At 70.0% G+C, this 25,308-nt stretch carries 19 protein-coding genes and 2 pseudogenes; 17 read left to right on the top strand and 4 right to left on the bottom strand.

Translation table 11 applies throughout. From position 1 onward, the window contains the following. The first annotated feature begins 212 nt into the window (after window positions 1–212). The 3 genes from ACQEVJ_RS29595 (at window position 213) to ACQEVJ_RS29585 (ending at window position 4,786) form a co-directional block, all read left to right on the top strand. Window positions 213–662, top strand: a complete 450-nt coding sequence (locus ACQEVJ_RS29595) for a VOC family protein (protein ID WP_433106654.1) — start codon at window positions 213–215, stop codon at window positions 660–662. Between the two features lie 309 nt (window positions 663–971). After that, a complete protein-coding gene (locus tag ACQEVJ_RS29590) occupies window positions 972–4,604 on the top strand; it encodes a protein kinase domain-containing protein (protein ID WP_433106652.1) in 3,633 nt (1,210 codons plus the stop codon). Between the two features lie 56 nt (window positions 4,605–4,660). After that, window positions 4,661–4,786 (top strand): hypothetical protein, encoded by a 126-nt coding sequence (locus tag ACQEVJ_RS29585; RefSeq protein WP_433106650.1) that lies wholly within the window; start codon window positions 4,661–4,663, stop codon window positions 4,784–4,786. A 142-nt stretch (window positions 4,787–4,928) separates the two neighbouring features. On the opposite strand, the gene ACQEVJ_RS29580 is transcribed toward ACQEVJ_RS29585, so the two are convergent. Beyond that, on the bottom strand, window positions 4,929–5,207 hold the full coding sequence (locus tag ACQEVJ_RS29580; protein ID WP_433106648.1) for a hypothetical protein: 279 nt from the start codon (window positions 5,205–5,207) through the stop codon (window positions 4,929–4,931). Window positions 5,208–5,255: 48 nt separating this feature from the next. Here ACQEVJ_RS29580 and ACQEVJ_RS29575 point away from each other — a divergent pair, with 48 nt between their 5' ends. Then, window positions 5,256–5,780: a protein-tyrosine phosphatase family protein gene (locus ACQEVJ_RS29575; protein WP_433106646.1), complete on the top strand. Its 525-nt coding sequence runs from the start codon at window positions 5,256–5,258 to the stop codon at window positions 5,778–5,780. A 201-nt stretch (window positions 5,781–5,981) separates the two neighbouring features. On the opposite strand, the gene ACQEVJ_RS29570 is transcribed toward ACQEVJ_RS29575, so the two are convergent. Next, window positions 5,982–8,876, bottom strand: a complete 2,895-nt coding sequence (locus ACQEVJ_RS29570; RefSeq protein WP_433106644.1) for an immunoglobulin-like domain-containing protein — start codon at window positions 8,874–8,876, stop codon at window positions 5,982–5,984. Window positions 8,877–9,757: 881 nt separating this feature from the next. Here ACQEVJ_RS29570 and ACQEVJ_RS29565 point away from each other — a divergent pair. The 3 genes and pseudogenes from ACQEVJ_RS29565 to ACQEVJ_RS29555 all read left to right on the top strand — a co-directional run bounded on the left by ACQEVJ_RS29565 (window position 9,758) and on the right by ACQEVJ_RS29555 (window position 10,956). Then, window positions 9,758–10,342 (top strand): hypothetical protein, encoded by a 585-nt coding sequence (locus ACQEVJ_RS29565; RefSeq protein WP_433106643.1) that lies wholly within the window; start codon window positions 9,758–9,760, stop codon window positions 10,340–10,342. Window positions 10,343–10,475: 133 nt separating this feature from the next. After that, a pseudogene (locus ACQEVJ_RS29560) lies at window positions 10,476–10,679 on the top strand (hypothetical protein); the annotation flags it as partial. A 16-nt stretch (window positions 10,680–10,695) separates the two neighbouring features. Beyond that, the gene (locus ACQEVJ_RS29555; protein WP_433106641.1) at window positions 10,696–10,956 is read left to right on the top strand and encodes a hypothetical protein; all 261 of its coding nucleotides are present in this window, start codon (window positions 10,696–10,698) and stop codon (window positions 10,954–10,956) included. 175 nt (window positions 10,957–11,131) lie between these two features. On the opposite strand, the gene ACQEVJ_RS29550 is transcribed toward ACQEVJ_RS29555, so the two are convergent. Continuing rightward, window positions 11,132–14,077, bottom strand: coding sequence for a DUF6351 family protein (locus ACQEVJ_RS29550; protein ID WP_433106639.1), 2,946 nt, complete (start codon window positions 14,075–14,077; stop codon window positions 11,132–11,134). A 72-nt stretch (window positions 14,078–14,149) separates the two neighbouring features. Further along, window positions 14,150–15,520: a hypothetical protein gene (locus tag ACQEVJ_RS29545; RefSeq protein ID WP_433106637.1), complete on the bottom strand. Its 1,371-nt coding sequence runs from the start codon at window positions 15,518–15,520 to the stop codon at window positions 14,150–14,152. A gap of 259 nt (window positions 15,521–15,779) precedes the next feature. Between ACQEVJ_RS29545 and ACQEVJ_RS29540 the strand changes: the two genes are divergently transcribed. The 10 genes and pseudogenes from ACQEVJ_RS29540 (at window position 15,780) to ACQEVJ_RS29495 (ending at window position 25,303) form a co-directional block, all read left to right on the top strand. Beyond that, on the top strand, window positions 15,780–17,090 hold the full coding sequence (locus ACQEVJ_RS29540) for an ABC transporter substrate-binding protein (RefSeq protein ID WP_433106635.1): 1,311 nt from the start codon (window positions 15,780–15,782) through the stop codon (window positions 17,088–17,090). Window positions 17,091–17,132: 42 nt separating this feature from the next. After that, on the top strand, window positions 17,133–18,080 hold the full coding sequence (locus ACQEVJ_RS29535; protein ID WP_433106633.1) for a carbohydrate ABC transporter permease: 948 nt from the start codon (window positions 17,133–17,135) through the stop codon (window positions 18,078–18,080). Beyond that, entirely contained in the window at window positions 18,077–18,952 is an 876-nt protein-coding gene (locus ACQEVJ_RS29530) for a carbohydrate ABC transporter permease (protein WP_433106632.1), read from the top strand. The genes ACQEVJ_RS29535 and ACQEVJ_RS29530 overlap by 4 nt, the downstream gene beginning before the upstream one ends. Beyond that, on the top strand, window positions 18,949–20,442 hold the full coding sequence (locus ACQEVJ_RS29525; protein ID WP_433106630.1) for a DUF4127 family protein: 1,494 nt from the start codon (window positions 18,949–18,951) through the stop codon (window positions 20,440–20,442). The genes ACQEVJ_RS29530 and ACQEVJ_RS29525 overlap by 4 nt, the downstream gene beginning before the upstream one ends. Beyond that, a complete protein-coding gene (locus ACQEVJ_RS29520; RefSeq protein ID WP_433106628.1) occupies window positions 20,439–21,494 on the top strand; it encodes a LacI family DNA-binding transcriptional regulator in 1,056 nt (351 codons plus the stop codon). Before ACQEVJ_RS29525 ends, ACQEVJ_RS29520 begins: the two co-directional genes overlap by 4 nt. Continuing rightward, window positions 21,495–23,105, top strand: a complete 1,611-nt coding sequence (locus ACQEVJ_RS29515; RefSeq protein WP_433106626.1) for an FAD-dependent oxidoreductase — start codon at window positions 21,495–21,497, stop codon at window positions 23,103–23,105. A gap of 14 nt (window positions 23,106–23,119) precedes the next feature. Continuing rightward, window positions 23,120–23,785, top strand: coding sequence for a hypothetical protein (locus ACQEVJ_RS29510; RefSeq protein ID WP_433106625.1), 666 nt, complete (start codon window positions 23,120–23,122; stop codon window positions 23,783–23,785). An 87-nt stretch (window positions 23,786–23,872) separates the two neighbouring features. Next, window positions 23,873–24,010: pseudogene (locus ACQEVJ_RS29505) on the top strand (IS630 family transposase); the annotation flags it as partial. A 217-nt stretch (window positions 24,011–24,227) separates the two neighbouring features. Continuing rightward, on the top strand, window positions 24,228–24,833 hold the full coding sequence (locus ACQEVJ_RS29500; RefSeq protein ID WP_433106623.1) for a hypothetical protein: 606 nt from the start codon (window positions 24,228–24,230) through the stop codon (window positions 24,831–24,833). Continuing rightward, window positions 24,830–25,303, top strand: a complete 474-nt coding sequence (locus tag ACQEVJ_RS29495) for a hypothetical protein (RefSeq protein ID WP_433106621.1) — start codon at window positions 24,830–24,832, stop codon at window positions 25,301–25,303. Before ACQEVJ_RS29500 ends, ACQEVJ_RS29495 begins: the two co-directional genes overlap by 4 nt. Window positions 25,304–25,308 lie beyond the last annotated feature (5 nt).

Raw genomic sequence — 25,308 nt, 5'->3', positions numbered from 1 at the left:
GGCTATGTGCCACAGGGCGAACACGTAGCGCGGCCTGGCGGCGGGTCGGCGTCCATGTCCGCGGCGGCCCGGCAGGTCGCACACAGCGGGTCGTCGGCCTGGTCGCGCATCCTGTGTGTCTCCTCTCGCGTGGCTCACCCGGTAGGGGCGGGAATCGTGCGCGGCCCTGCTGTTGTGTGGTCGCGCGAGGTTTGTCCGGCAGGATGGCTGCCATGGTTTCTTATCAGCTGGTCATTGACTGTGCGGCGCCCGAGCGGATGGCCCGGTTCTGGGCGGGCGCGCTGCGGTACAGGGTGGAGCCGCCGCCGGGTGGATTTGACACGTGGCGGGATTACTGGCGCAGTATCGGAGTGCCCGAGGACGAGCTGGGCGAGGGGGACGGCAGCGACAGCATCGTCGATCCCGAGGGGTGCGGGCCGAGGATCTGGTTTCAGCAGGTGCCTGAGGGCAAGGCGGTCAAGAACCGGTTCCACCTGGATGTGAAGGTGGGCGGCAAGCGGGAGGACGTACCGCTGGAGACCCGGAAAGCGCGGGTGGATGCCGAGGTGGAGCGGCTTGTCCAGGCGGGGGCGTCCGTTGTGCGGGTGCTGTCGCAGTCCGGAGTTGATCACTATGCGGTGGCGATGGTGGATCCCGAGGGGAACGAGTTCGACGTGGTCTAGCGCCGTTTTCCGCACGTCATCACGGCTATCCGCGTCTCCGCACCCCCCGCACTTCGGCCTGGGTCCTTTCGAAAATAGAGTCCTCCCAGCCTTGCAGAACGACGCGTAGCAACCCGCCCGTGCCCGGCCTTCACCTCGTCGCCAGAGGCCGGGCATCGAAGACAGACGGAATCGCGCATCTTCGCTCCCCGCTCACGGACGAGCGGACGCCCGCCCGGCGAAGGGTGTAGCGGTTGATGAACAACCGGCGGGTCGCCGCGGCGCCGCCTCGTTGGACAACCGAGCGGGGTGCTCGTGGATCTAATGCTTGTGAGATCGGATGCATCGGGCTCGGGGGAACCGTTACGGCTGGGCCGGTACTGGCTGGCGACCAGGCTGGGATCGGGCGGGCAGGGTGTCGTCTACGAGGCCTACGACGAGGCCGCCAACCGGGTCGCCGTCAAGGTGCTGCACGCCTACCTCGCCGGGGACCACTCCCTGCGCCGGGGCTTCGCCAAGGAGGTGCAGGCGGCCGAGCGGGTCCCGCCGTTCTGCACCGCCCGAGTGCTGGGGCACGACCTGGAGGGCGACCGCCCGTACATCGTCAGCGAGTTCGTCTCCGGCCCGAGCCTGCGTCGCGCGGTGAACGAGGGGCGGCCCCTGGGCCCCGAGGCGTTGCACCGGCTCGCAGTCGGCATCGCCACCGCGCTGACCGCCATCCACGGCGCCGGCGTGGTGCACCGCGACCTCAAGCCGGAGAACGTGCTGCTCGGCCCCGACGGGCCCCGGGTGATCGACTTCGGCATCGCCCGGGCGGCGGGCCTGACGATGGGCACCACCGAAGGATTGGTGGGAACGCCCACCTACATGGCGCCTGAGCTGTTCTCCGGCGGCCGGGCCGAGCCGGCGGCCGATGTCTTCGCCTGGGCAGCGGTGGTCCTGTTCGCCGCCACCGGTCGCGACGCGTTTGAGGGCCCCACACCGGTCGCGGTGATCAATCGCCTGCTGACCTACCACCCCGCCCCTGGTGCGCTGCCCGCCGGGCTGCGCGACCTCGTCGCCGCCGCCCTGTCGAAGGACCCGGCCGCCCGCCCCTCCGCTCAGCGGCTCCTGCTGGGCCTTCTCCGTGGTTCCGGCGCCGGAAGCGCCCTGCTGACCGATGGCGCGCAGGCCGCCGTGGGGGTACGGGCCCCTGACAACCTGGCGGCGGAACCCGCGCTCGGCGCGGTCGCCGAGAGGGTGTACGCGGCGCTGCCGCCGGCCGAGCGGGAGGTGGCGCGCGAACTGTTGTTGCGCCTGGTGGATGTGCGGGACGGCGAAGATGTGCCGCGCAGCGCAACGCTCGACGAGATCGTCGAGGGGCGGCCCGACGCGGACACGGCCCGGCGCGTACTCGAGGCACTCGATCGGGCATCGCTGATCCGCCTGGGCGCCGGCACCGTCACCTTGGGCAAGGCCGCGCTGCTGCGGGCCTGGCCCCGCCTGCACGAGTGGATCAGGTCCGACCAGGAGTCCATCGATCGCCACCGTCGGCTCGGCGAGGCCGCCCGCCGCTGGGCGGCGAACGGGCGCCTGGCCGAGGACCTCCTGCGGGGCAGCGCACTGCACGCCGCGCTGGCCTGGACCGCGTCCACCCGCCTGACGCTCAACTCGATCGAGAACGAGTTCCTTCAGCACAGCAGCGCCGGCTCGGTACGGCAGAGCAGGCGGCGCCGGCTGCTGGCGGGAACGGTGGCTATCCTGCTCGTCGGCGCGCTCACCGGCGGGTTGCTTGCCTGGCAGCAGGCGCGCAGGAGCGAGGCGAGCGACCGGCGGCTCGCCGTCAGCGACCGGCGTCTGGTCGAGCAGCGTGCTCAGGCTGCCGCTCGCCGGGTTGCCCTGCAGGCCGATGCGTTGCGCGACAGCGACCCGGTGAAGGCGATGCTGCTGAGCGTCGCCGCCTATCGCATCGCCCCGGTGCCGGAGGCGAGAGCGGCGGTGTTCAGCGCACTGGCTCAGCAAGAGCAGCGCGTCTTCAAGGACCCGGCGCTCGCCAACGAGGGGCGGGCGCTCAGTGTCGACGGCCGGATATTGGTCAGCGCGGGTGCGGACAAGGTGACCGCCTACGACGTCAGCACCGGCAAGAAGGTCAGGACGTTCACCGGGGTCGGGCAGGGCCCTTTCAGCGTCGCGCTCAGCCCGGATGGTGACACCCTCGCGCTGGGCAGGAACGGGATCCACCTGTGGAGCCTGCGTACCGGAAAGCAGCTCGGCGAGGGAACCGCCGTGCCGAGAAGCAGCGGCCCGGACAAGGGCGATCCCAGCGAAATGAGGTTCAGCCCAGGAGGCGGCTACATCCGCTTGTTCCAGAATCGGGGCGGGCCGTACTTCGCGCTGTGGAACGTCGCGAAACGGCGGCTGGAGATTCCGCCGGAGACGCTGCCGGAGTCGGAGATTCTGGAGTTGAGCTCGGCGACTCTGGGCCCGCATGACGACTTCGGCGCCGTCGCCACCTACACGGGCGGGGAACACGCAGTGGTCGTGCTGCGGGCACTCCCCGAAGGCGGCCCTGTCCGGGGCAAGCGGCTCCCGGGGCACCTATCGGGCCGAATCCTCGCCTTCTCCCCCGACGGCGCCCACGTCCTGATCGCGGACGACGAGAAGACCAGGCTGTGGAGCCTGACCGAAGGCGACTGGGGTCGAGAGTTCTACGCCCCGAGCGAGGACGCCGTCTTCAGCGCGGACGGCACGCTGCTGGTCACCTCCGGTACCACCCAGCAAGGGACCACCGTCGCACTGTGGCGGGTGAAGGACGGCGTCCAACTCCTCAACCTGACCATCGACGCCGCGATCGTGGGACCGCCGAGAATCAGCCCCGACAACCGCACGCTTACCCTGCTCGACGAAACGGGACAGGTCACGGCCTACGACATCAGCCGGTGCATCCGGCAGCCCGACGTTCCGGCTGCCGACGCGGACAACAGGAGGGAGTTCAACGCCACCGGCGATGCCCTATTCGCCCTCGCCGGCGGGGTACTGCACAGGTGGTCGCTACCCGGCCTCACCGAGACGAGCCTGAAGATCAAGCCGGGCAGGAACGACGAGTTCGATGAACTGGGCATGGCCGTCTCCCCGGACGGCCGCACGCTGGCGACCAGCGTCCTGAACAATTCCACACCGAAGCTGACGCTGTGGGACATCGAGACCGGGCGCAAGCTGCGTGACGTCACCCTGAAAGAGGAGAACCCGGAGAAGCGCGAACTGCGGTTCAGCCCGGACGGCCGCTTTCTCGCCATCAGCTACGGCCGCCCCAACGACTACACCGGCCAGGGCCAGGTCGAGATCGTGGATGTCAGGCACCGCAAGCAGGTCATGCGGTTCAGGCAGGTCGCGGGAGGGTCCATGTCCTTAAGCGCCGACGGTAAGACCCTCGTCACCGCGGATGAGGGCGGCGTCGACGTGATCGACCTCGCCAAGAAGAAGCTGCTGCCACGGTCGAAGGGTCCGGGCACGCTCGCCAAGGGGTGGATGGTGCTGGCCCCCAAGGGGGGGCTCGCGGCGGCCCCGTACGGGGGCAGGGCAGTGGCCTTATGGAACACGCACACGTGGAAGCCGATCGGGCAAGTGCTCAGGCTGCCCGGAAGCGCGCTGGGTGGAAGGTTCTCCCCCGACGGACGGTTCCTGGCGGTCACACATGACACCCGCGTCACTCTGTTTGACGTCGCTGGCGGCTATCAGTTGGGCACCCCGCAGGTCGTCACCGTCGCCGAGTCGGCGGCGGACAATGCGCTGTCCCCTGTCATGGCCTTCTCCGCAGACAGCAGTGTGCTGTACGTGCTCGGAGGTGACGGCACGCTTCACGAACTGCCCGTCGACCCCGAACGCGTCGTACCTGAGGTGTGCCGGCGAGCGGGCCGGCCACTGAGGCCGGCTGAATGGCAGGAGCACGTGGGAGGCGAGGTGCCCTACGTGAAGACCTGCTGAGGTGCGGCCCTGTCGCCCGCGGTGGCGTCGCCGGGATCCTGATCTGCGCCGGGAAGATGGCGCTCGGGCAGTCCGGCCGGTCGCACTACGCGGCCGAGGGCGCCTCGGAGCTGCCCAAGGTGCTGCTCGGTGTGTCACTGGCCACGGTCGCCGTGCCGATCATCACGGCGATCTTCGGGTGAGCCCCTCCCTGCGGCAGCGGCGGAGGCTGCTCATTTTCCTCGGGGTCGCCGCGGTGCTGATCGCGGCAGGGGTGTTGCTGGCAGTGATGCCGGCCGCGCAGAGCTCCGCACCTGGCAGCTCGCCGGCCCCGTCGGCGCATGCTCAGCCCGCCGACTCCAGCAGGAAGGTGGACGTCGATGGTTGGCGGTGGGCGGACTTCCACGGGGTGCGCCTGCCGTACTCCGCCTCCGACGGCCCGCGCACGGTGGTCGGGGACCGGGCGTACGGCTTCGCCCCGAGCCCGGCGGGGGCGTTGCTGGCGGCGCTGCACTTGGGCATGCGGGCAAGCCCGCGCTGGGGGCCTGCGGTGTTCGAGCCGACCATCGCCGAGCAGTTCACCGGCTCGGACCGGCAGGCGTTGCTGCGGGCCGTTCGCGCCACCTACGACGGCGTCCGCGCCGTGGCGGGCGTCGCCGAGGGCGGGCCTACGTGGTGGAGGAGGCGTTCCGCTGGCAGGCCTACACTCCCGGTCTGGCGATCGTCGACGTGGTCGCGGCCGGGCCCGGCCGCGGCGGCGTCACCGTGCGGGATGAGATGACCGCGCTGAGATCCGAGGGCGTCGACGTCTTGGTCTGCGCGCTCACCCCGCCCGAACTTCAGGAAACCGGCCTCGGCGCAGAGGCGCAGGCTGCCCGTGAGGCCGGTCTGCACTTCGTCGCGATACCCGTCCCCGACCGCGATGTCCCCGATCTGCCCACGGTCCTGCCCGCTCTCCGGGAACTCGCCGAACGGCTGCGTGTCGGCGCCCATGTCGTCACGCACTGCCGCTTCGGCATCGGCCGCGCCTCCCTGCTCGCTGCAGCCCTCCTGATCCTCAACGGCGTCACCCCGGACACGGCATGGCAGCAGCTCCAGCACACTCGAGGACTTCCCGTCCCCGACACCGTCGAGCAACGGGAGTGGACCACCGCGCTGCTCAAGCACCTCCCGCTTGGCAGATCAGATTCCACATAATGACGGATTGACGTGCCCTTCGACCCCGGCAACGAAGCCGGGGCCGATGCCTTCGGTCGACTTCATGCTGTCGGACACGAGCTCGTCTCTAGGATCTGCCCCACAACAACTGGGCGGGCGGACGAGGATGAGCTCGCCGACCCGCCCAGGCCGCTCGTGGCGTGCCGACGAGGATGAGCTCGCCGGCCCGCCACCTGCTGGCTACCGCACCGTTAACTTCTGGTAGTTGGCGGCGTGGGGCTGGTAGGTCGGGTTGCCGGAGTATGCAACGTGGACCGTGTACGCCCCGGGCTGCAGATCGGCAGTCTGCAGTGTGACGACGGCCTCGCCGTCCGCCAGTGGCACGACCTGCACGGTGCCGCCGAAGGTGACGGTGACCTCGCCGGTCGGGGTCGGAGCGTTCTTCTTCTGCCCGCCCGCCGGCCCAACAGTCACGTTCAGCTTGAACGTGTCCCCGCGGACAACCGACGCCGGCGCGGTTTTCGCATGGACCTTGACGGCGTCCGGGCCGGAGGGCACCTCGAACGACGCCGTACCTTCCGACACCTTCAGGTAGTCGAAGCCGAGGTACTCGGCCTTGACCGTCCGGGTACCCGCAGGCAGACCCGTGGGCAGCGTGACCGTGGCCGCGCCGGCGTTCAGGTGGGCGAGCTTCGACCACGAGCCGATGCTGAACCGCACCTGACCGCCGGTCTCGAACCCGTCAGCTGCCTTGACTGTGGCGGTGGCCGTGGTCGTCTGGGCCCCGCTCGCGTACGGCTCGACAGCCACCTCAGTGGTGGTCGTGACGTCGCTGTTCGGGATCCCGCGGATGTTGTTCCACTCGCGGAGGGTGATCGGGATCACGGTGCCGTGACGCGGACGGGCGACGCCCGCGTTGGTCATCGTGATCGCCTTGGCGTTCCAGGTCGGAGCCTCGATGTTGTCGTGGCACGCGGCCTGGTATCCACCACCGTTCGTGTACCGGTCACCCCAGAGGTAGAACTGGCCGGGGCAGGAGGTGTCACCAGGGTTGGCCTTGAAGATGATCGGCCCCTCGTACCCCTGGTTGGCGACCCACGTCGTGCGCCCCAGAGCCGGAGCGACCAACGTCCAGTTGTTGATGTTGCTGTCCAGGAAGTCGGTGTGCTTTTCCGAGAAGATGTCCGAGCCCTGGTTGCCGGCCTCGTTCTTGGTCACGCGGTAGTAGTAGTCACCGACCCGGATCGCGGTCGTGTCGATCCGCGACAGAGGGGCCGGGTTCTGCCAGACCTTGGGACCGGAGAACGTCTGGAAGTCGCGCGTCGTGGTGTACCACATCTGCGCGTTCCCTTGACCGGTGCGGTTCACGGGGTCGTTCCACAGCGACTGTGCCCAGAACACGGCGTAGGCGCCGATCTCCTTGACCCACAGCGACTCGGGTGCGAAGGCGTTGCCTGCGTTGTCGGGCGCGACTTTCACGTGCCGCTGAGGAGTCCAATGCACGAGGTCGTGCGACTCGAACACCTCGATGTACTGGGTGTCGTTGATGGCGTATCCGCCCTGGTCGTACCAGTTCAGGTCGGTGGCGATCATGTAGAACGTGTCGCCGTCGGGTGAGCGGACGATGTGCGGGTCACGAAGGCCCTGGTCGCCCAGCTGGGAGATGAGCGACGGCCAGCCTCCGGTGAGACCGGTCCAGTCCAGAGCGGTGTTTCCGTTGGACGTTGCGAACATGATCTGCTCGCCGTCGGCGATCCCCTCGCCCTTGAAGTACCCCATGAAGTACCGCTCGTACTCCTCGGAACGGGGCATGGCAGTGATGGTCACCGGGAACGACTTCGTCTTCGAGGCCGAACCCTTGGTGATGGTCGCCGTCAGGACGGCGTCAACATCAGCACGGCCGAAGGCCGGGCGGGTCACCTTACCCGTCGGGGTGACGAGGTCGGTGGTCGACTTCCAGGTGATCGTGGATCCGAACTCGCCGGTGGCAGGGAGGTTGATGTTTCCGCGCACGTCGTCGGTGTCGTGCAGGGTCAGGTCGAACATGTCACGGTCGACCGCCTGCGCGTCCTCGAACGCGGCCTTCACCACGATGGGGATCTCCCGCGTGGTGACCTCTTGGGCGCCCTTGCGGACAGTCGCCGTGAGAGTGGCTGTCGCGTCGGGCTGCCCCTGCGCGGGTCGGGTGATCTTGCCGGTCACCGCAACCTTGCGTGCGCTGGGGAGGGCCGGCGGGGTGCGAACCTCGACGACCGATGGGTCCGAACTCGTCCACGTGATGGTTGAGCCCGCCACGGAGCCCACCTTGGGCAGAACGATGTCGCGTACGATCGCATTGGTCAGGCCGAGGTCGATGGCGTCGGCGTCGGCGTGAACGCCGTGGGAGACGGTCCTTTTCGCCAGGGCGAGTGTCTCGTCGGGGCTCACTGCCCGGTCGTAGACCCGGAAGTCCCGGATCGTTCCGCGGAACGAGTAGTGGCCCGACGTCTGCGAGCGAGCGAGGAAGTTGCAGTTGGTCCCCGCAGCGTTCACCGACGGCGCCGTGGTCAGGTTCGTCGACGTCGCGTGCAGCACGCCGTCGAGGTAAAGCCTGCCGGTCCAGCTCGTACCGTTCGCGTTCAGTGACTGGATGTAGGTGACGTGCGTCCACGCTCCCTCGGGCATGCGGACCCGGTTCTGTTGGAGGTTCGCCGAACCCACCGCGATGCGGAACCGCTGGGTGTTCGACGCGAAGATGGAGCCCTGGGCGCCGGTGTCGACGTCGCACGAGCCGGACTTCGCGCCGAAGCTCCACATCTGGTGCTCGCCGACGTTCGCCGGGTCGATCGACACGTCATAGTCGACGGTGAGGTTCAACATGCCGGCGGTGATGTTGTTCGGCAGCGCCACGTACGCACCGTCGAGGGCGCTCTCGTAGGAGTCGGGGTTGAACCTGACTCCATCTCCGGTCAAGGTCGCCTTCTCCGGATGCACGAGCGTGGCGTTCGCCGCCGAGCCCGCGCTACCCGAGTTGACCAGCGTCGTCCCACTGGTCTCGTCGAGGGCGAAGTGGTGCACCAGACCCTCGTTGAGCTTGTCCTCGGCAGCGTGCGAGGGCGTCGCTGCGAGCGAGACCGAGAGAAGCGCGCCCAGCACCAGGCCCGCGACACCTCTACCCTTGCGACTCAGCCTGTGACGTGACCTTGGCTGTCGCACTCTCAATTCATCCTCCTTGATCCGGTCGCTGTGGACACGTGGGGCAGGGCCCCGTTTGGGGCGGGGCCGACCGCACGCGCGGGAGAGGCGAAGCCCGAAAGGGTGGTCAGCGTGCCGGCGAGGCCCAGCGTGATCAGGACTCGTTGAGCGCTCCGACGAGACGAGGGCAGCACAGACAAAGGTTCACCTCGCTGTGAGATGTGAGGGACGGCGTGAACTGGGGGGATGGGGCTATATGTCGCAGGTGTCCGGGTCTTGAATGCAGACCATAACCTCCAGCGCCAGCGAAAGATAGCGTTAACAAAAGCAAGCTTTGTGCGTGAACCGCTGAAAGCTATGCGAGACCTGGATAAAGGTCTCATCCTTGTCAGCACTCAGCAGGCACCAAAGCGACCATAGGGACCGGGGTTACCGAGGCAGAGCCGGCTCACGTCACGATCCGAGCAACCCTCCTGTGACGTAGTGCGGTATCGACCGAATGGGGAGGCATGCCGTGACCCTGGTGCAGCTTCGTCCTCGCCCCGAACTCCTACCGCCGGCAGCCAGTCCTGGCGGTCTCGAAGAGGCGAGAGCCGTACCAGACCCTGCGGGCCGGGGGAGAAGTCGCTTATTGGCGCCAGCGCGGGGATGGCGCAGACCGTACGGCGGGCGTGCGGTACACGTCGCGCCAGGAGTGGAGTAGCAGGCGACGACCACGCAGGTGTGCGGGCTGTACCCGTTCGTCGCCGGCGCGGGCGCCCCGTCGATCGGCACCCCGATCGGGCGGCATCAACTGTCCGGTGAGGTCGTCTGCCTGGACCCGCTCACCAGGCTGCGCGCCGGTGGTGACCAACCCCGGAGTGTTCGTGCTCGGCCAGCCCGGCACCGGCAAGTCCACCCTCGTCAAGCGCCTGGTCGTCGGAGCCGTCGCGTTCGGCTCCACAGCCTTGATCCTCGGCGACACCAAACCCGACTACACCCCGCTGGTCGCCCACCTCGGCGGGCAGGTCATCAGCGTCGGGCGGGGGATGGACCGGCTCAACCCGCTCGACGCCGGGCCGCTGGCCGCCGCACTGCGGCACATGAGCGGGCCGCAGGCGCAGCGGCTGCGCTGGGAGGTGCGCGGCCGCCGCCTGTCGCTGCTGCTCGCGCTGTGCATGTTGATTCGGGAAAGCCGGATTACCAATTTTGAGGAGGTCGTGCTGGGCCGCGCGGTCGACCTGCTGGACGAGCGGCTGCGGCGTGAGCCGGCGGTGCCCGACGTCCTGGCGGTCATTGAGGAAGGGCCCGAAGCGCTGCGCTCGGCCGCCCGCGCCGACACCGACGGGACCTACCGGGAAAGGACGCGAGACCTGGTGTTCACCCTCGACCTGCTGTGCACCAGGTCGCTGGCCGGGGTGTTCGACGGGCCGACCACCCGTCCATAGGACCTGACCGCGCCGGCGGTCGCCATCGACATCTCCCGGATCGGCGCGGCCGGCGACAAGCTGCTCACCGCGGCGATGCTGTCCACCTGGGCGTACTCCTTCGCCATGGTCGACGCCTGCGCGGCGTTGAGCGATCTCGGCCTGGCGCCATAAACCGCCGCCCAGCTCTGCCCCCACGGGGACCTCTCCTTCAGCTGTCGGGCCGGCGGGCGCGACGAAGCTCGGGTTCGCGCTGCTTCTGCGGTTCTACGCGCTGAACGGCCGGTTCCCGACGGGCCGGGCGGAGTTCCCTGATCAGGTCGTTGCCTACGTCGCCCGGCTGGTGGACGTGCCCACTGCAGAGTTGGGGCTGTATGAGAGTGGGATGGCCGGACGAGATCGCCGCCGTACGGCCGCTCAGGAACGCGATGGAGGCCGAAGAGGTCTTCCGCCGCGAGGTGGTGGAGCGGCACGTGCTGCTCGCGCTGCCCCGGCCGGCGTTGGTTGAGCCCGAAGCTGTCTTCGCTGGCACAGGCGGCCACGGCGAGGCCGACGGCCGCGCCGGGCACGGCCAGGACGGCGTAGCGGCATCGGTAGCCGGTCTTCGGCAGCCCGTCGTGCGCGCCTCTGGATGAGCCTCCAGTTCCGGATCGCCCGCCCTGCGCTCCCTGGAACGCGTCCCCGGAACGAGCGAGTGGCGGAGCACCGATGTGCTCCGCCACTCGCCCTGCCGGGTGACCTGGATCTATGGAGAACCGTGCAGACCCATATGGGCCTGTGCGGGGCAGCCTTGCATGGGTGCCCGGACCGTCAGAAACGCTGCCAGGTGTTCTTGGTGCGCTGCTGGGACACCCCGGGCTTGGAGTAGTCGCACACCCCCTGAGGGAAAATCTTCCGCAGCCGTTCCCACTGCTCGTCCGTCCACTGCACCGCGTAACCGTCACGCTTCGGCTTGGTCAGCCGGCACGTGATGATGTCGGCGGTGACGTCCTCTCCCGCCACCTCCCGGGGGAAGGACGCGGTCGGGTACAGCCGCTCGCACTCGCTCGCCGGATCGCGCTCGAGTGTCTCGGCCACGAACCGCGGTTTCTCGTCGCGGGTGTTGCAGCCCTCGACCAGGGTGTTCGGCCGCGCGGTGGTGATCCGCTGAATCGGCTTGCCCCCGGGGCGGAGGCCGGTGAGGTTCGTCAGCCAGTGGTCCATCTGGGTCACGGCGTGCCGCACCAGCGCGCTCTCGGTGCTGAACAGCCCGTATCGGGCGTCCTCCAGCAGGCTGACGTGGTTGGCCGCCGTTCCGTTGGCCTCCTTCAGCCGTTCCCGCATGGAGAAGGTGTGGTAGCGGACGTGGATGTCGCCCCAGGACACGTCGTCCCAGTACGAGCGGTAGTCGATGATCGGCGTCGTGGCCAGCCCGCGACCGCCGCTGATCACCCGCCCGGTGCGGTAGGCGATCTTGGTGGCCGCCGGGTCGGCCTCGGTCCGCCGCGGCACGACGTTCGCGTCGGCGTCGAGGCCGCCGATGTGCTCGTTGAGGTCGAGGAACTGCTCCGGCGTGATGCCGCCGTCCTTCAGGGCGCCGAGCCCGTACTGGATGCCGACGTTGTCCAGCGGCCTGCGGGCGAAGCCGGTGGCCGGGTCGGCGCCGTAGACGTTGATCATGTGGTCGTAGACGCCGCAGCGGACGCCGGCAGGGTTGGAGTCCGGGTTGTAGCGCTGCTGCTCGGGGACGATGTCGCAGTCCAGCCGCGGGTCGATCCGGTTGGCGCCCCGCGACATGGCGGACACCATGGCCGCCGTCGCGAAGCCGGAGGCCTTGCGCTTCTGCTCGTCCGTCCACGGAACCGTCGTGCCGGAGGTGAAGTAGGTGTCGAGCAGCCGCGCGTCAGTGAGGAAGTTGACCGTGCTGATGCCGACCTCGGGGAACGAGCAGCCGACGACGATGCCGTCGAGGATGCCCGGGTAGTTGTCGGCGATCTGGTGGGCCTGGTACGACCCGCCCGAGCAGCCGTAGCCGATCGTGTGCACGACCGGCCCGTGCCTCTCGACGAACAGTTCCTTCGTCATCATCGCCGTCTCGGCCGCCGTGACGTCGTTGCAGTTGTTGCCGAAGACGTTCAGCGAGGACGACATCAGCGCGAACCCGCGGCCGAGCATGAACGCGTCGGTGACGGTGCCGGTGCCGCTGCCCGACCGGTACCACCCGCCCGCGCAGCCGCCGCCGAGAGTGAACACGGCCCGGCCGTTCCAGCCTGCGGGACGCACTGTGGGGGATGGCACGGGCTCGGCCAGCGGGTCGTGCAGCATGCTCATCTGGACCACCGCGCGGTTGGCGGTGGACGTCTCCATCCGGACGATGAACTTGACCGTGACGCCGAGTGAGTTCGTCGTGGTGGCCAGGTCGGAGGGGTAGGCGGTGGCGCCGGCCGGCCAGGGCTTGTACGCGTCGCCGGTGGTCCGGTAGAAGTAGTCGACCCGGGGGGCGATCGTGCAGTCCGCGTCGAGCGGCTCGCCGAGCCTGCCGCCGATCACCGGGATCGCGAACGCCGCGGTCTCGCAGGCGAACGGCCGCTCGTGCGGGCCGGAGAACACCGGGCCCTGGGCGGGGTGGTTGACCAGCGTGATCGAGGCGCGCGGCCCGCCGGGCGTCCGCGTGGTGACCTTGACCGTGTTCTCGCCCTCCCGCAGCCCGGTCACCAGCCCGAGGAGCTCGCCGGTGCCCGCCCCGGTCTGGAAGGCCGGTGTGACGTCGGTCTGGCCGTTCAACGTCACCTGGAGGCTCTCGCGCGAGACGGCGCGGGGCAGCTCGATCCGGAGCAGCGAGTCGCCTCCGGTCACCATGTCGGGCCTGCCGGAGATCGCGGAGATCCCGAGCTCGTTCGGCCTCGACTCGTCCGGCTTGGCGGTCACCGTGATGGTGACGGTCGCGGTCGAGCGCTCGGAGTCGTCGCCGATCCCGTAGGTGAACGTGTCGACGCCGACGTACCCGCGGTCGGGCTTGTAGCGGAACGACCCGTCCGCGGACGTCGTCAGGGTGCCGTGGGCCGGCTCGGACCACGCCGCCACCGCGGGCGTGACGCCGTCGGGGAAGCTGTCGTTGCCGAGCACGCCGGGCGCGTCGGCCACCAGCTCGGTCCCCTCCGTGACGGTGCGGAAGTCGTCGGCGGCGGTGGGATGCGGCGTGGGCGGTCCCTCACCGGGTGCCCGGACGACCATCTCGTACAGGCGGGCCACGTTCGTGCTGTGCCGCGACTTCTTTGTGATCACCAGACGGAGCGTGTCGGTCACGAGGTCGGTGCTGAAGGTGACCACCGGATTGGTGTTGTCGACCGCGGTTCCGACGGTCACCCAGCCGTTATCGGTCTGTGCCTCGACGGTGAAGTCCACCAGGACCGTGTCGGCGTACGGGTTGGGCCAGCCGGAACCGCTGTAGATCCCGACCGTGCCGACCCGGGTTTTGGCCGGGAACTTGATCGTCAGTGTGGGGGTGGCGTCGGTCGCCGACGACATCCAGCGGGAGGACTCCGCGCACAGGCCGTCGATGGCGTTCTTCGCGCCGTAACTTGAGCTGAAGGTCGAGGACGCCGTGACGGTCGCCCCCATCGCCCGATGACCGGTGCATTCGATGTCCGATGCCTGGGCGGAGTTCTGGGTGGTGGTCTCGGCCGACAGCGGTGGGGCGGTCAGATTGCCCGCTGCCAGCAGGGCGGTGGTCAGCAGCGCGATGACCGAGGACCTCAGGTGCATCCTCGCGGACACGACGTCTCCTCGTCTAAGTGGGTGGGGGGGTGAGGGGCCCGCCGGCCGCGTGGCCGGCGGGCCTGCGATCACTCAGGGGCCGTCGGGGTAGACGAGGTGGACCCGGATGTTGGTCCAGTTCTGCGGGCAGTTCGCCGCCTGGCAGGTGCTGGGGTCGTGCACTCCGGTGAACTCCGGGGTCATCTGCCAGGTCTTGCCGTAGTCGTAGGAGACCTCGAAGTAGGTGGACTCGCCGAGGTTGGCCGGGTCGAACGTGGTCCGGGCGTACATGCCGAACACCGGCGCGATCGCCTCCCAGCCGGGGGAGAACGAGGTCTTGCCATCGATGATGTACCGCTTGTCGAACAGCCGCTTCGGGTCGGCGCCGACCGGGCCGACGATGAGCCACTGGGGCCGGCCCATGAACGAGTTCTGGCCGAGGTCGTTGCTGAGGAACTTCACGTGGTTCGCCGGGACGATCTGGAAGCCGCCGCGGACGTTCTCGTCCCAGCTGAAGCCGACATACGGCGAGGTCGAGAAGGTCATCGCGCCGGGGTGGTTGGTGTCCATCTGGCCGATGTGGGCGAACTCCGTGCCGCCGAAGCGCCCGGTGCCCTGGACCCGCTGGACGACGTCGGCGACCTGGCGCTTCGCACCCCGGGCGTAGCCGACGTAGATCCCGCCGTTCTTCTTGTGCGTCTTCCCCGCGACCGTGTCGCCCGCGGCCCAGTTCTCGAACTCGATGTAGGTCGGCGAGGCGTTGCGCACCAGGGGCTGGTAGGCGGTGAAGCGCAGCTTCCTCGGGGGCGCCGCGTCCGGGTTGGCGCGGAAATGCTCGGCGATGGGGCGCCATGCCTGCTTCGCCTCGTCGAAGTAGGACAGCGGCGCGCCGGTGGGCAGCGAGCTCTTCCCGCCGAAGATGCCCGAGCCGCCTGGGATGTCGGTGTAGATGGTGTCGGCCAGCCAGTTGCCCCAGTCCGCGCCGATGTACCGGTCGGGCCGGATGTTGAGCAGGCTGGTGGTCCAGTCGCGCTCGCCGGTGGCCGGGTCGAAGTTCTCGTAGCGCAGCGGGTCGTAGCTCTCCTCCGGCCAGACCTTGGAGCGCAGCACGTAGACCGACGTTGCGAGCAGGTGTCCCGCGGTGCCGTCGATGGCGCGCGAGTACTTCGACGCCCAGAAACCGTCGTTGGCCTTGACGGTGGCGGTCGCCGGCCGCTGCACGTGCCCGAGCACGGTACGCGTGCCGTCCAGCGCGACGTGCTCGATGGCGCCGCCGGTGGAGTTGTCGATCTCGACGTGGAACTGTGCGACGAAGCGCGGGTTGTTCTCCGGCGTGGCGTGCGGGGGGATCGGCGTTCCCACCATGTTGCTGATGCCTACGGGAGGACCGCCGCGGTTGTCCCCGATGGGCGACGCGCCGGCCGCGGTGGCGGGGGCGAGCAGTGCCACCGTCGCGAGGCTCACGCACCACAGGCGGGCGCTACGACGTCGGCGGGTTGTCGTGATGTGGGGGGTGGCTTGCATGTTGTCCGAGCGGGCTGCTCGGCGATCGGGAACCACGGGATGGCCCCTCCTTCTGGTGTTGCGCATTATCGCGGCTGCAAGTGTCGGCCAGTGTTGCGACCCGATCAGTGCCTGTCAAGATCTGGTATTGACTGATAATGCGCAACACCACCATGATGTTGCGCATTATCGAGCCGGGGGCAGGCCTCAGGAGGTACAGATGATCACAAAATCGCGTGGCGCTTCGCGTCTGGCGGCCGGGCTCATCGCGGTGATGGTGCTGAGCGCATGCGGCGGCACCACCGCCGGCAGCGGTGGCTCCGGCGACGGCGCGAGCACCCTACGGGTCTGGTTCCCCGGCAATCTCGCCGAGGAGGTCTCCTGGGTGAACGAGAAACTGGTCCCCGCGTTCGAGGCGGAGCACAACGTCGACGTCCAAGTCGAGTTCGTGGACTGGGCCAACCTGGCCACGCGGCTGTCGACCGCCTTCGCCGGCGGCACCGCGCCCGACGTCTTCGGGCACGGCAACGCCGCGGCGGCCGGATACGCCGCCAACAACCGGGTGATCGCACTGGACGACTACCTCGCCAAGATGCCCGCCTCCGACGTGGAGGACCTGACGTTCCTCGACCAGGGCAAGGTGGGCGGCAAGCAGATCATCATGCCGCTGCGGGGCTTCGGCCACCTGCTCGCCTACCGCACCGACCTGTTCCAGGAGGCGGGCCTCGACCCGGCCACCCCGCCCGCGACGTGGCAGGACCTGCGCGCGGCGGCGGACAAGCTCGTCGTCCGCGACGGCGACAGGATCACCCGCTCCGGCGTGATCTTCCCCGCCGACGACCCGACGAGCATGTCGCAGGCGTTCGGCAGCTTCCTGTTCCAGGCCGGCGGGAACTTCGCCGACGAGAGCGGCAAGACGATCACCTGGAACTCCGACGCGGGCAAGCGCGCGCTCGAGTTCCTCGCCGAGTTCTACAACGGGCCGAAGGCGGTCTCCACCGGCCTGGGCGAGGCGACGAGCGGGGCGGGGGCGCAGCACCCGCTGGTCACTGGACGCGCGGCCATGGCCGTGATCGACGAGGCGACGTTCAAGAGCATCTACGAGCAGGCTCCCGACGTCGCCGCGAAGATCAAGCTGGCCCCGCCGCTGAAGGACACCACCGCGGCGTCGTTCGGCGGAGCCGGCAACGGGCTGTTCATCAGCGCCGACTCCGGCCACAAGGACCAGGCGTGGGAGTTCATCGAGTTCCTGCTCACGCCGGCGAACGCCAAGGCGTACGTCCAGGCCGTCGGCGGCATCCCGGCGCGCGCCTCCCTGGCCGCCGACCCCGAGCTCGCCGCCCAGCAGTACATCAAGCCCTACATGGACGCCGCCGCCCAGTTCCGCGGGAACCCCAACATCGCGACGTGGACGCAGCAGCGCGAGGCGCTGGCCAAGGAGATCGAGGCCGTGCTGCGCGGCAAGACGTCCGCCGCCGAGGCGCTCGACCGCGCGGCGTCGGAGGCCGCGGCCCTGGCGAAGCAGAACTGATCTGCCGACTCGAACGGATCTCCGAACGGATGAAGCTCCATCATGGTGACTGAGACCCGGCCGCCGGGAACGTCCTCCGGGCCCGAGCCCGTGACGGCACGCCGGCCGAGGCGGAGCCCGCTCCGCTCGGCCCAGCGCAGAGCGGGCTGGATCCTGGTCCTGCCCGCCGCCCTCGCGCTGTCGCTGGTCACGATCGTGCCGATCGGGTACGGCTTCTACCTGAGCCTGACCTCGTACAACCCCGTCGAACGCGGCGGGCCCAGGTTCCACGGCCTGGACGGCTACCTCGCCGTGCTCCAGTCTGGCGAGTTCTGGCACGCGATCTGGATCACCGTCCAGTACGCGTTCGGCACGCTGATCCTGGCCGTGCCGGCGGCCCTCGCCCTGGCGCTCCTGGTCAACGGCCGGTTTCCCGGCGTGGCCCTGTTCCGCGCGGTGCTCTACCTGCCGCGGGTGGTGCCGCTGGTGGCGGTGAGCATGATCTGGCTGTGGCTGTACTCCCACGACGGGCTGTTCAACTACCTGCTGGACCTGGTCGGGCTGCCACCGGTGGACTTCCTCACCGACGAGGACACCGCCCTGCTGTCGCTGATCGGGATGCGGGCCTGGAAGGCGCTCGGAGGCAGCATGATCATTTTTCTGGCGGGGCTCCAGGCGGTCCCGGTCTCGCTGATGGAGGCCGCGTCCGTGGACGGCTGCGGGCGCTGGCGGACGCTGCGGCACGTGATCCTGCCGCTGCTCGTGCCGATCACGACGTACGTCGTCGTGGTCGACCTCATCTACCTCGCCCAGTCCTTCTCCGAGATCTACGTCCTGACCTCAGGAGGTCCGCTGTCCTCCACGACCGTCCTGAACATGCTGATCTACAACGAGGCATTCGAGCACTACAGGCTCGGCAACGCGAGCGCCATGGCGTTCCTGCTGTTCTGCCTGATCTTCGGCCTGGCCTACCTCAGCATCCGCACAATGGCGAGAGGAGGCCGGCGGTGAACGCGCGAACGGCCCGAGCGGGCAGCGGCCGGCGCAGGGCGCTCCTCACCGGGGTGGTCACCCTGCTGGTGGCGATGCCGTTCGTGTGGATGGTGTCGCTGGCCTTCAAACCGCCGACCGAGGTGTTCAGCTACCCACCGAAGCTGCTGCCCGACCAGCCGACGCTGGACAACTTCGCCTACGTCTGGAACTCCACGAACATCCCCGGGGCGATGGCCAACAGCCTCATCGTGGCGACGCTCACGGTCGCGGGGAACTGCGTCGCGGCGACGGCGGCGGGCTACGCCCTGGCGCGGATCGACTTCCGCGGCTCGCGCCTGCTGTTCACCACGGTGCTGGGCAGCGCCATGGTGCCGTCCATCGTGCAGCTGATCCCGCTGTTCCTCATCGTCAAGGGCTTCCCGCTGGCCGGCGGCAACGACCTGTTCGGCCAGGGCGGCAGCGGGCTGCTGGACTCGCACGTCGGGCTCGTGCTGCCGATGCTGGTGCAGCCGCTCAACATCTACCTCGCCCGTCAGTACTTCCTCGACATGCCGGGCGAGCTGGCGGAGGCCGGCCGGCTGGACGGCGCCGGAGAACTGCGCATCTTCTGGCAGATCTACATGCCGCTGGCCCGGCCGATCGTCGCCACCATCGCCATCCTCTCCTTCACCGGCGCCTGGGAGGACTTCCTGTGGCCGCTGGTGGCGGTGTCGTCGCCGCAGATGCAGACGCTACCGCTGGCGCTCAGCTCGTTCGCGGGCAGCGGCGTGACCCAGTACGGCCCGCTGATGGCCGGGACGTTCATCGCGATCGTACCCGTACTGGTGATCTTCGTCGCGGGCCAGCGGCACTTCGTGCAGGGGCTGGGCGCGGGAGGGGTGAAGGGATGAGTCACAGCAGACCGGTCGTGACGCTGCTCCCGCTCGACGACCGGCCCGTGAACACCGGTCACGTCGCCGGGCTGGCCGGCGCCGCCGGGACCCTGCTGCGGCTCCCGCCGGCCAGGCTCCTGCCGGCACGTGGCGTACCCGCGGACATGGACGGCACGTCCCGGTGGCTGGAGGACGCCGCCGCCGACAGCGACGCCGTCGTGGTCAGCGTCAACCAGCTCGCCCACGGCGGATTCGTCGCCTCGCGGCGCACCACCGAGCCGCTGGCCCGGACGCTGGCCCGCCTGGACGTGCTGCGGCGCATCCGGGCGGGCAGGCCGGACCTTCCCGTCCACGCCTTCGTGACGCTGATGCGGACCAAGAAGACCGACGGCGCCGGAGCCGAGCCGGAGTACTGGGACCGGCACGGCCGGCGGTTCTTCGCCCTGTCCGAGGAGCTCTACCGGGCCGAACACGGACGACCTGACGCGGTGGCGCACGCCAGGGCGAAGATCCCCGAGCCGTTCGTCGCGGACTTCTTCACCCGGCGGATGCGCCTGCACGCCATGCATCTGGCCTGCGTCGAGCTGGTGGTGGAAGGAGTCGTCGACACGTTGTCGATCCTGGTGGAGGACAGCACGGTCGAGAGCGTGTCCACGAGCGAGCGGGAGTGGCTGGAGTCCTGGATCGGCCGCCTCGGCCTCGGCGACCGGATCGGCTGCTACCCGGGCGCCGACGAGGCCGGCGCCGTGCTGACCATCCGGGCCGCGCTGGAGCACGCCGGCCTGCGCCCGAGGGTGGCGCTCGCCTGCCTCGACCCGGACGCCCTCGGACGGATCGCGGCCTACGAGGACGTGCCCGTCCGCGACACGATCGCCGACCAGGTCGCCGCCATCGGCGCGGTCCTCGTCGAGGACGCCGACCAGGCCGACCTGGTGCTCGCGGTACACCCCCCTGGCCTGCCCCCGCGCGACTGGTGCTCCGGGCCGGACCAGCCGGAGCGGCCGTCCGGCGATGCGGTGCGCCTCGCCGGACGGGCGCGAGACCTGCTGGAGGCTGGGCGCCCGGTCGCGGTGGCGGACGTCGCCGACGCCAATGGCGCCGACCCCGCGCTGGTCATGGCGTTGCGCGACGCCGGCCTGCTCCCGCGCCTCGCCGGGTACGCGGCGTGGAACACTGCGGGCAACACGATCGGTAGCGCGCTGGCCCAGGGGTGCAGCCGTCTGCTGGCCCGCGGCGACCGGCAACTGGCCGAGCACGCCCGCACCCTCACCCACCGTCTGCTCGACGACTGGGGGTATCAGACCTCCGCGCGGCGCGGGTTTCTCGCCGCCGGGACGGCCCTCCGGCCGGACCAGGTGGAGCGGGAACTGGGCGATCTTCTCGAGGCCCTCGGCCCGCCGGCCGACAAGTTCGGAATTGCGCCCGGCAGCGTCTGCTTCCCGTGGGATCGTCCGTTTGAGATTTCCTTTGAGTTGGAGCACCTCGAGGAAGGGAACGATCGCCGGTGAAAGACGCACCCCGCCGCAGGCCGCGCCAGTCCGACATCGCCAAGCTGGCCGGTGTCTCGCAGACGACAGTCTCGATAGTGATCAACGGCAGGCATTCGGACAGCATACGGATCCCCCCGGAGACCAGGAGGCACGTCTTCGAGGTGGCCCGGTCCCTGGGCTATGCCGTCGATCCGGTGGCGCGCAGCCTGGCCGGCGGGATGAACCACCTGATCGGCGTCTACACGTTCGAGTCGCTGTTCCCGATGGACCATCACGACTTCTACTACCCGTTCCTGGTGGGGATCGAGGCCGCGGCCGAGGCGCTCGGCTACGACATGCTGATGTTCACCAGCGCCACCGGCTCGGATGGCGGCAGGTCGATCTACCGCGAAGGCGTCAACCGGCTGGGGCTCGCCGACGGGTGCGTGCTGCTCGGCAAGGAGACCAACCGGGACGACCTCGTCCGGCTCCGGGACGAGGGGTTCAGGTTCGTGCTGATCGGCCGTCGTGACGTGCCCGGCCCCGTCACGTACGTCACCGCGGACTACGCGAACGCGACAGGCAAGGTCGTCGACCACCTGGTGGGCCTCGGGCACGAGCGCATCGCCTACCTGACGGCGGCGGATCCGGGCGAACCGTCCGCCGACCGTGACGCCGGATTCCTGGCCGCGCAGAGCCGACACGGGCTCGACACCGACGGGCTCGTCCTGTCGGTCCGCAAGGAGGAGGGGCCGTCAGCCGAGGAGGTACGGCACCTGCTGGAGGCCGGGGCCACCGCGTTCATCGCCCACGAGTCGGTGGTCGCGCTCAGGCTGCTCGACCTCCTCGCCGGGATGGGCGTCGACGTGCCGGGCGCGTGCTCGGTGGCCGCGCTCAGCGACGCGCCGGACGCCGTGCCGGGTCCGGAGCTCACCTGCTTCCGGATACCGCGGCGGGAGATGGGGATGCGCGCGGTCGAGCTGCTGGTCCAGCAGCTCGAGTCGGAGGAAGAGATCGAGCCGCAGGCCGTCGTGCTGCCATGCGCCTTCGTCGCTGGACAGACCAGCGGCCCGAATCGAAAGGAATCATGAGTGACCGAGTTCCGCGCAGACGTACTGGTGGTCGGCGGGGGGTTGGGCGGCGTCGCGGCCGCCCTGGCCGCGGCCAGGAACGGCGCGCAGGTGGTGCTCACCGAGGAGTCGGCCTGGCTGGGCGGGCAGCTCACGACGCAGCTCGTCCCGCCCGACGAACATCCCTGGATCGAGGCCTTCGGAAGCACCGCGAGCTATCGGCGGCTACGCGACGGCATCCGTGAGTACTACCGGCGCGAGTACCCGCTGCGGTCCGAGTCGAGGTCGCTGCCGCACCTGAACCCCGGCGCGGGCCGGGTCGGCCCGCTGTGCCACGAGCCGCGGGTGGCCCTGGCGGTGATCGACGCCATGCTCGCTCCGTGGCAGGCGGGTGGGCGGATCACCGTGCTGCGCCGGCACGTCCCGGCGACCGCCCAGATCGACGGCGACCACGTGACGGCGATGGGCTTCCACGACCTGGAGACGGGCGGCGACGTCACCGTCACGGCCAGGTTCGTCCTGGACGCCACGGAGACCGGCGACGTGCTGCCGATCACCGGCACCGAGTTCGCGACCGGCGCCGAGTCGCGGGCCGACACGGGCGAGCCGCACGCCGCGGCGATCGCGCGGCCGGACAACATGCAGGCCGTGTCGGTGTGCTTCGCCCTCTCGCACCACGCAGGGGAGAACCACGCGATCGACAAGCCGGACGACTACGCCGCATGGCGGGCGCTGGCTCCCGAGTGGTGGCACGGCCCCCAGTTCGGCTGGGTCGCCCCGCACCCGCACACGCTGGAACCCCGGCGCTATCGCTTCACTCCCAACCCGGATGACGACCCGACGGGCATCATCGCCGACCAGAGCAAGGATCCGGGGTCGGACGAGCTCTGGACGTTCCGGCGGATCCTGGCCCGCAACCACTTCCGGCCGGGCGCGTTCGACAGCGACATCACCATCGTGAACTGGCCGATGATCGACTACCTGGGCGGGCCTGTCATCGGCGGCACCGCCGAGCAGAACGCGGCCCACACCGCCGCGGCGCGGGCGCAGAGCCTGAGCTTCCTCTACTGGCTGCAGACCGAGGCGCCCCGGCCCGACGGCGGCACCGGCTGGCCCGGCCTGAGGCTGCGTCCCGACGTCACCGGCACCGCCGACGGCCTCGCGATGCGCCCGTACATCAGGGAGTCGCGGCGGATCCGCGGGCAGTACCGGATCGTGGAGCAGGACCTCGCGGTGGCCGTACGCCCCGAGGGGGCTGTCTCCTATCACGACAGCGTCGGGATCGGCTCGTACCGGATCGACCTGCACCCCTCGACCGGCGGAGACAACTACATCGACGTACCGGCCTGGCCGTTCCAGATCCCGATGCGCGCGCTGGTTCCCGAGCGCGTGCGGAACGTGATCGCCGCGGGCAAGAACATCAGCACCACGCACATCACCAACGGGTGCTACCGGGTCCACCCGGTCGAGTGGAGCGTGGGCGAGGCGGCCGGTCACCTGGCGTCGTTCTGCGTGGCCCGGGACACCGAGCCGCACCAGGTCACCGCGACGCCGGGCTTGCTGGCCGAGGTCCAGGAATCGATGGCCGCCCAAGGCATGGAGCTGGGCTGGCCGAATGTCACCTACTACTGAGGCGGGGTTCTCAAATGCGTTTGCCCGAATCGCGGCTGGCCGTCCTGGTCAGTCTGCCGCGCAATGAGACCGCTCTCGCGCAGGCGGCGTCGCGTGCGGGAGCCGACGGCCTGAAGGTGCACACGAACGTACGGCACCGGGCCTCGGGGACGGCTTTCGGCCCGCTGGACGCCGAGCGTGAGCGGCTGCGCGGCATCCTCGCGCTCGGCATCCCGACGGGCCTCGTCGTCGGCGCGGCCGGATCAGTGTCGATCGCGGAGATGCTCGCGGCGCGGGAGATGGGGTTCGACTACTTCGACGTCTACGCGGCCGACGCGCCCGCAGGCTATGTCGAGGCATGCGGGCCGGTGACGCCCATGGTGGCCCTGGGGCCGGGCGACGGCCCATCCCAGGCGCGGGCCCTGGCGCGGCGAGGGAGCCGGGCGCTCGAACTGTCCACGCTCGAACCCGAGAGGTACGGCACGCCGCTGACGCTGGCGACCCTGGCGAGGCTGGAGGCGGTGGCGTCGGCCGTCGACATCCCCGTCATCGTGCCGAGCCAGCACGCGCTGCTGCCGGACGACCTCGCGCTCCTCCGGGAGGCGGGCGCGGCCGCGGTGCTGCTGGGGGCCGTGGTGACGGGCGCTGACACGGCGGAGTTCGGTGCGCGAATCGCGCCGTACGTCGACGCCGCCCTCTAGTGCTGTGACCGGAAACGATCACCTGGTTCGCGCGTAGTCCGCAGTGCCGATTGGATGTAGATCACATCCCAACGGCCCGGGGGCGCGGTGGCAGAACCGGTCAGAGTGCGCAGGCTGACCGACCAGGAAGGCCAGAAACTCCAGCAGATCGTCCGCCGGGGCAGCACCAGCTCGGTGCGGTACCGGCGGGCGATGATGGTGCTGGCCTCCGCGGGCGACAGCACCTCCCGTAGCCGCTTGGCCTCGGCTTCCTCCATTTCGCGTCCGTGCCCCCTGTGCTACTCTCCGTGACATAAGCCCCGGTATTGCCTCTGCTACGGCACGCAGCCGGGGCACAGCTTTTGGTGGACAAGGCTGCCGCAGCGGCCTTGTCACGTGGCGAGCAACGCCTCATTCGCAGGCTCGCCGGCATGGATGTGTCGCTACACCCAGGCCGCGGCACGTGAGCCGGGTCCCGGGACCGAAGGAGCCGGTCATCCCCGGGCACGCGTTCGGCGGATGGTTCCTGCTCATCGCGCTGTGGGGCCTCGCCGCCGTGACCCTGGCGTTGTGGGCGGCCGCCGGGCTCGCCGCGCTCCTCACCGGCGGCACGGTCGCCCCGCTGGGGACCGGGTTCGTCGCCGACGTCCTGCATGGTCGTACGGCTGACGCCTGGCCGGGCACGCCCACCTGGGCGGTCGCGGGGATCGCCGCGGCGCTGGCCGTGGCCGCCGCCGCGGTGGCGCTGCCGGTGTGCCGGGCGGTGCTTCGCCGGCTTCCCGCTGCGGGGGATCCCGTGGCGGCGCTGGCCCGCAATCCGCGGCTGGCCGAGTTCCAGGCCCTGCCCACCGCGCGTAGGGCGATCCGGCGGCCCGCGTCACGTTCTCTAGCACGGCGGCACTGCGACCGCCGACGCCGAAGCGGAGCCCCCAGCCCCGCAGGCGTCGGCGCCGTCGTTGCGCGGCCGGGCATTGGCAAGACGAGCCTGCTGAAGCGGTTCCGCGCGACCGCCGACGTGCCGGTCGGCTGGGGGTCGAGTCCCGACCACGAGACCGCGCCCGCCCTGTGACCCTGGAACGGGTCCTGCGCGACCTCGCCGCCGCGGCACGCCTGGGCGAGCCCGTCGTCACCATGGTCGACGCCGGCGGCAGGCCGCTGGCCGTGCGCACCCGCTCGGCCGTACGCACCGAGGCGGGCTTCGACCTGCTGCTGCCCGCGGGTGTCGAGGCCGTCGCCGGGCCGGTGTGCCTCACCTTCCATCGGCACGGCCCGGGGATGGAGTGGCAGGAGAACGTGGTGTTCGTCGGGACCGCGACGGGGGAGGGCGACCGGCTGTGCGTACGGGTCGAGCGGGCCCTGAACGACTGGAGCCTCGCCGGGAGCCGTCGCGAGCGTTCCGGTCGTTCCTCGGACAGGGCAGGATGCTCAGGAATCGCCTGCGCGCCGAGGCCGGGCGCCGCGGCCGGGCGCCGCGGCCAGCCCGCCCCGTCGTCCGCCGCCCCCACGCTTGACTCCGTCCGCGGATCCGCCGGAGCGTGACGTCC

Origin of the sequence: Microbispora sp. CA-102843 (assembly GCF_050936215.1) — a bacterium.
Classification (GTDB): Bacteria; Actinomycetota; Actinomycetes; order Streptosporangiales; family Streptosporangiaceae; genus Microbispora.
Note: the sequence above shows the minus strand (reverse complement) of the source record. Positions and strands in the feature narration are given on the sequence as shown.

What these genes read in the sequence shown, in the direction of transcription:
- ACQEVJ_RS29555 (WP_433106641.1), top strand. Translation starts at nt 10,696, where the DNA reads ATGAGAGTGGGATGGCCGGACGAGATCGCCGCCGTACGGCCGCTCAGG.
- ACQEVJ_RS29540 (WP_433106635.1), top strand. Translation starts at nt 15,780, where the DNA reads ATGATCACAAAATCGCGTGGCGCTTCGCGTCTGGCGGCCGGGCTCATC.
- ACQEVJ_RS29535 (WP_433106633.1), top strand. Translation starts at nt 17,133, where the DNA reads ATGGTGACTGAGACCCGGCCGCCGGGAACGTCCTCCGGGCCCGAGCCC.
- ACQEVJ_RS29510 (WP_433106625.1), top strand. Translation starts at nt 23,120, where the DNA reads ATGCGTTTGCCCGAATCGCGGCTGGCCGTCCTGGTCAGTCTGCCGCGC.
- ACQEVJ_RS29525 (WP_433106630.1), top strand. Translation starts at nt 18,949, where the DNA reads ATGAGTCACAGCAGACCGGTCGTGACGCTGCTCCCGCTCGACGACCGG.
- ACQEVJ_RS29585 (WP_433106650.1), top strand. Translation starts at nt 4,661, where the DNA reads ATGGCGCTCGGGCAGTCCGGCCGGTCGCACTACGCGGCCGAGGGCGCC.
- ACQEVJ_RS29595 (WP_433106654.1), top strand. Translation starts at nt 213, where the DNA reads ATGGTTTCTTATCAGCTGGTCATTGACTGTGCGGCGCCCGAGCGGATG.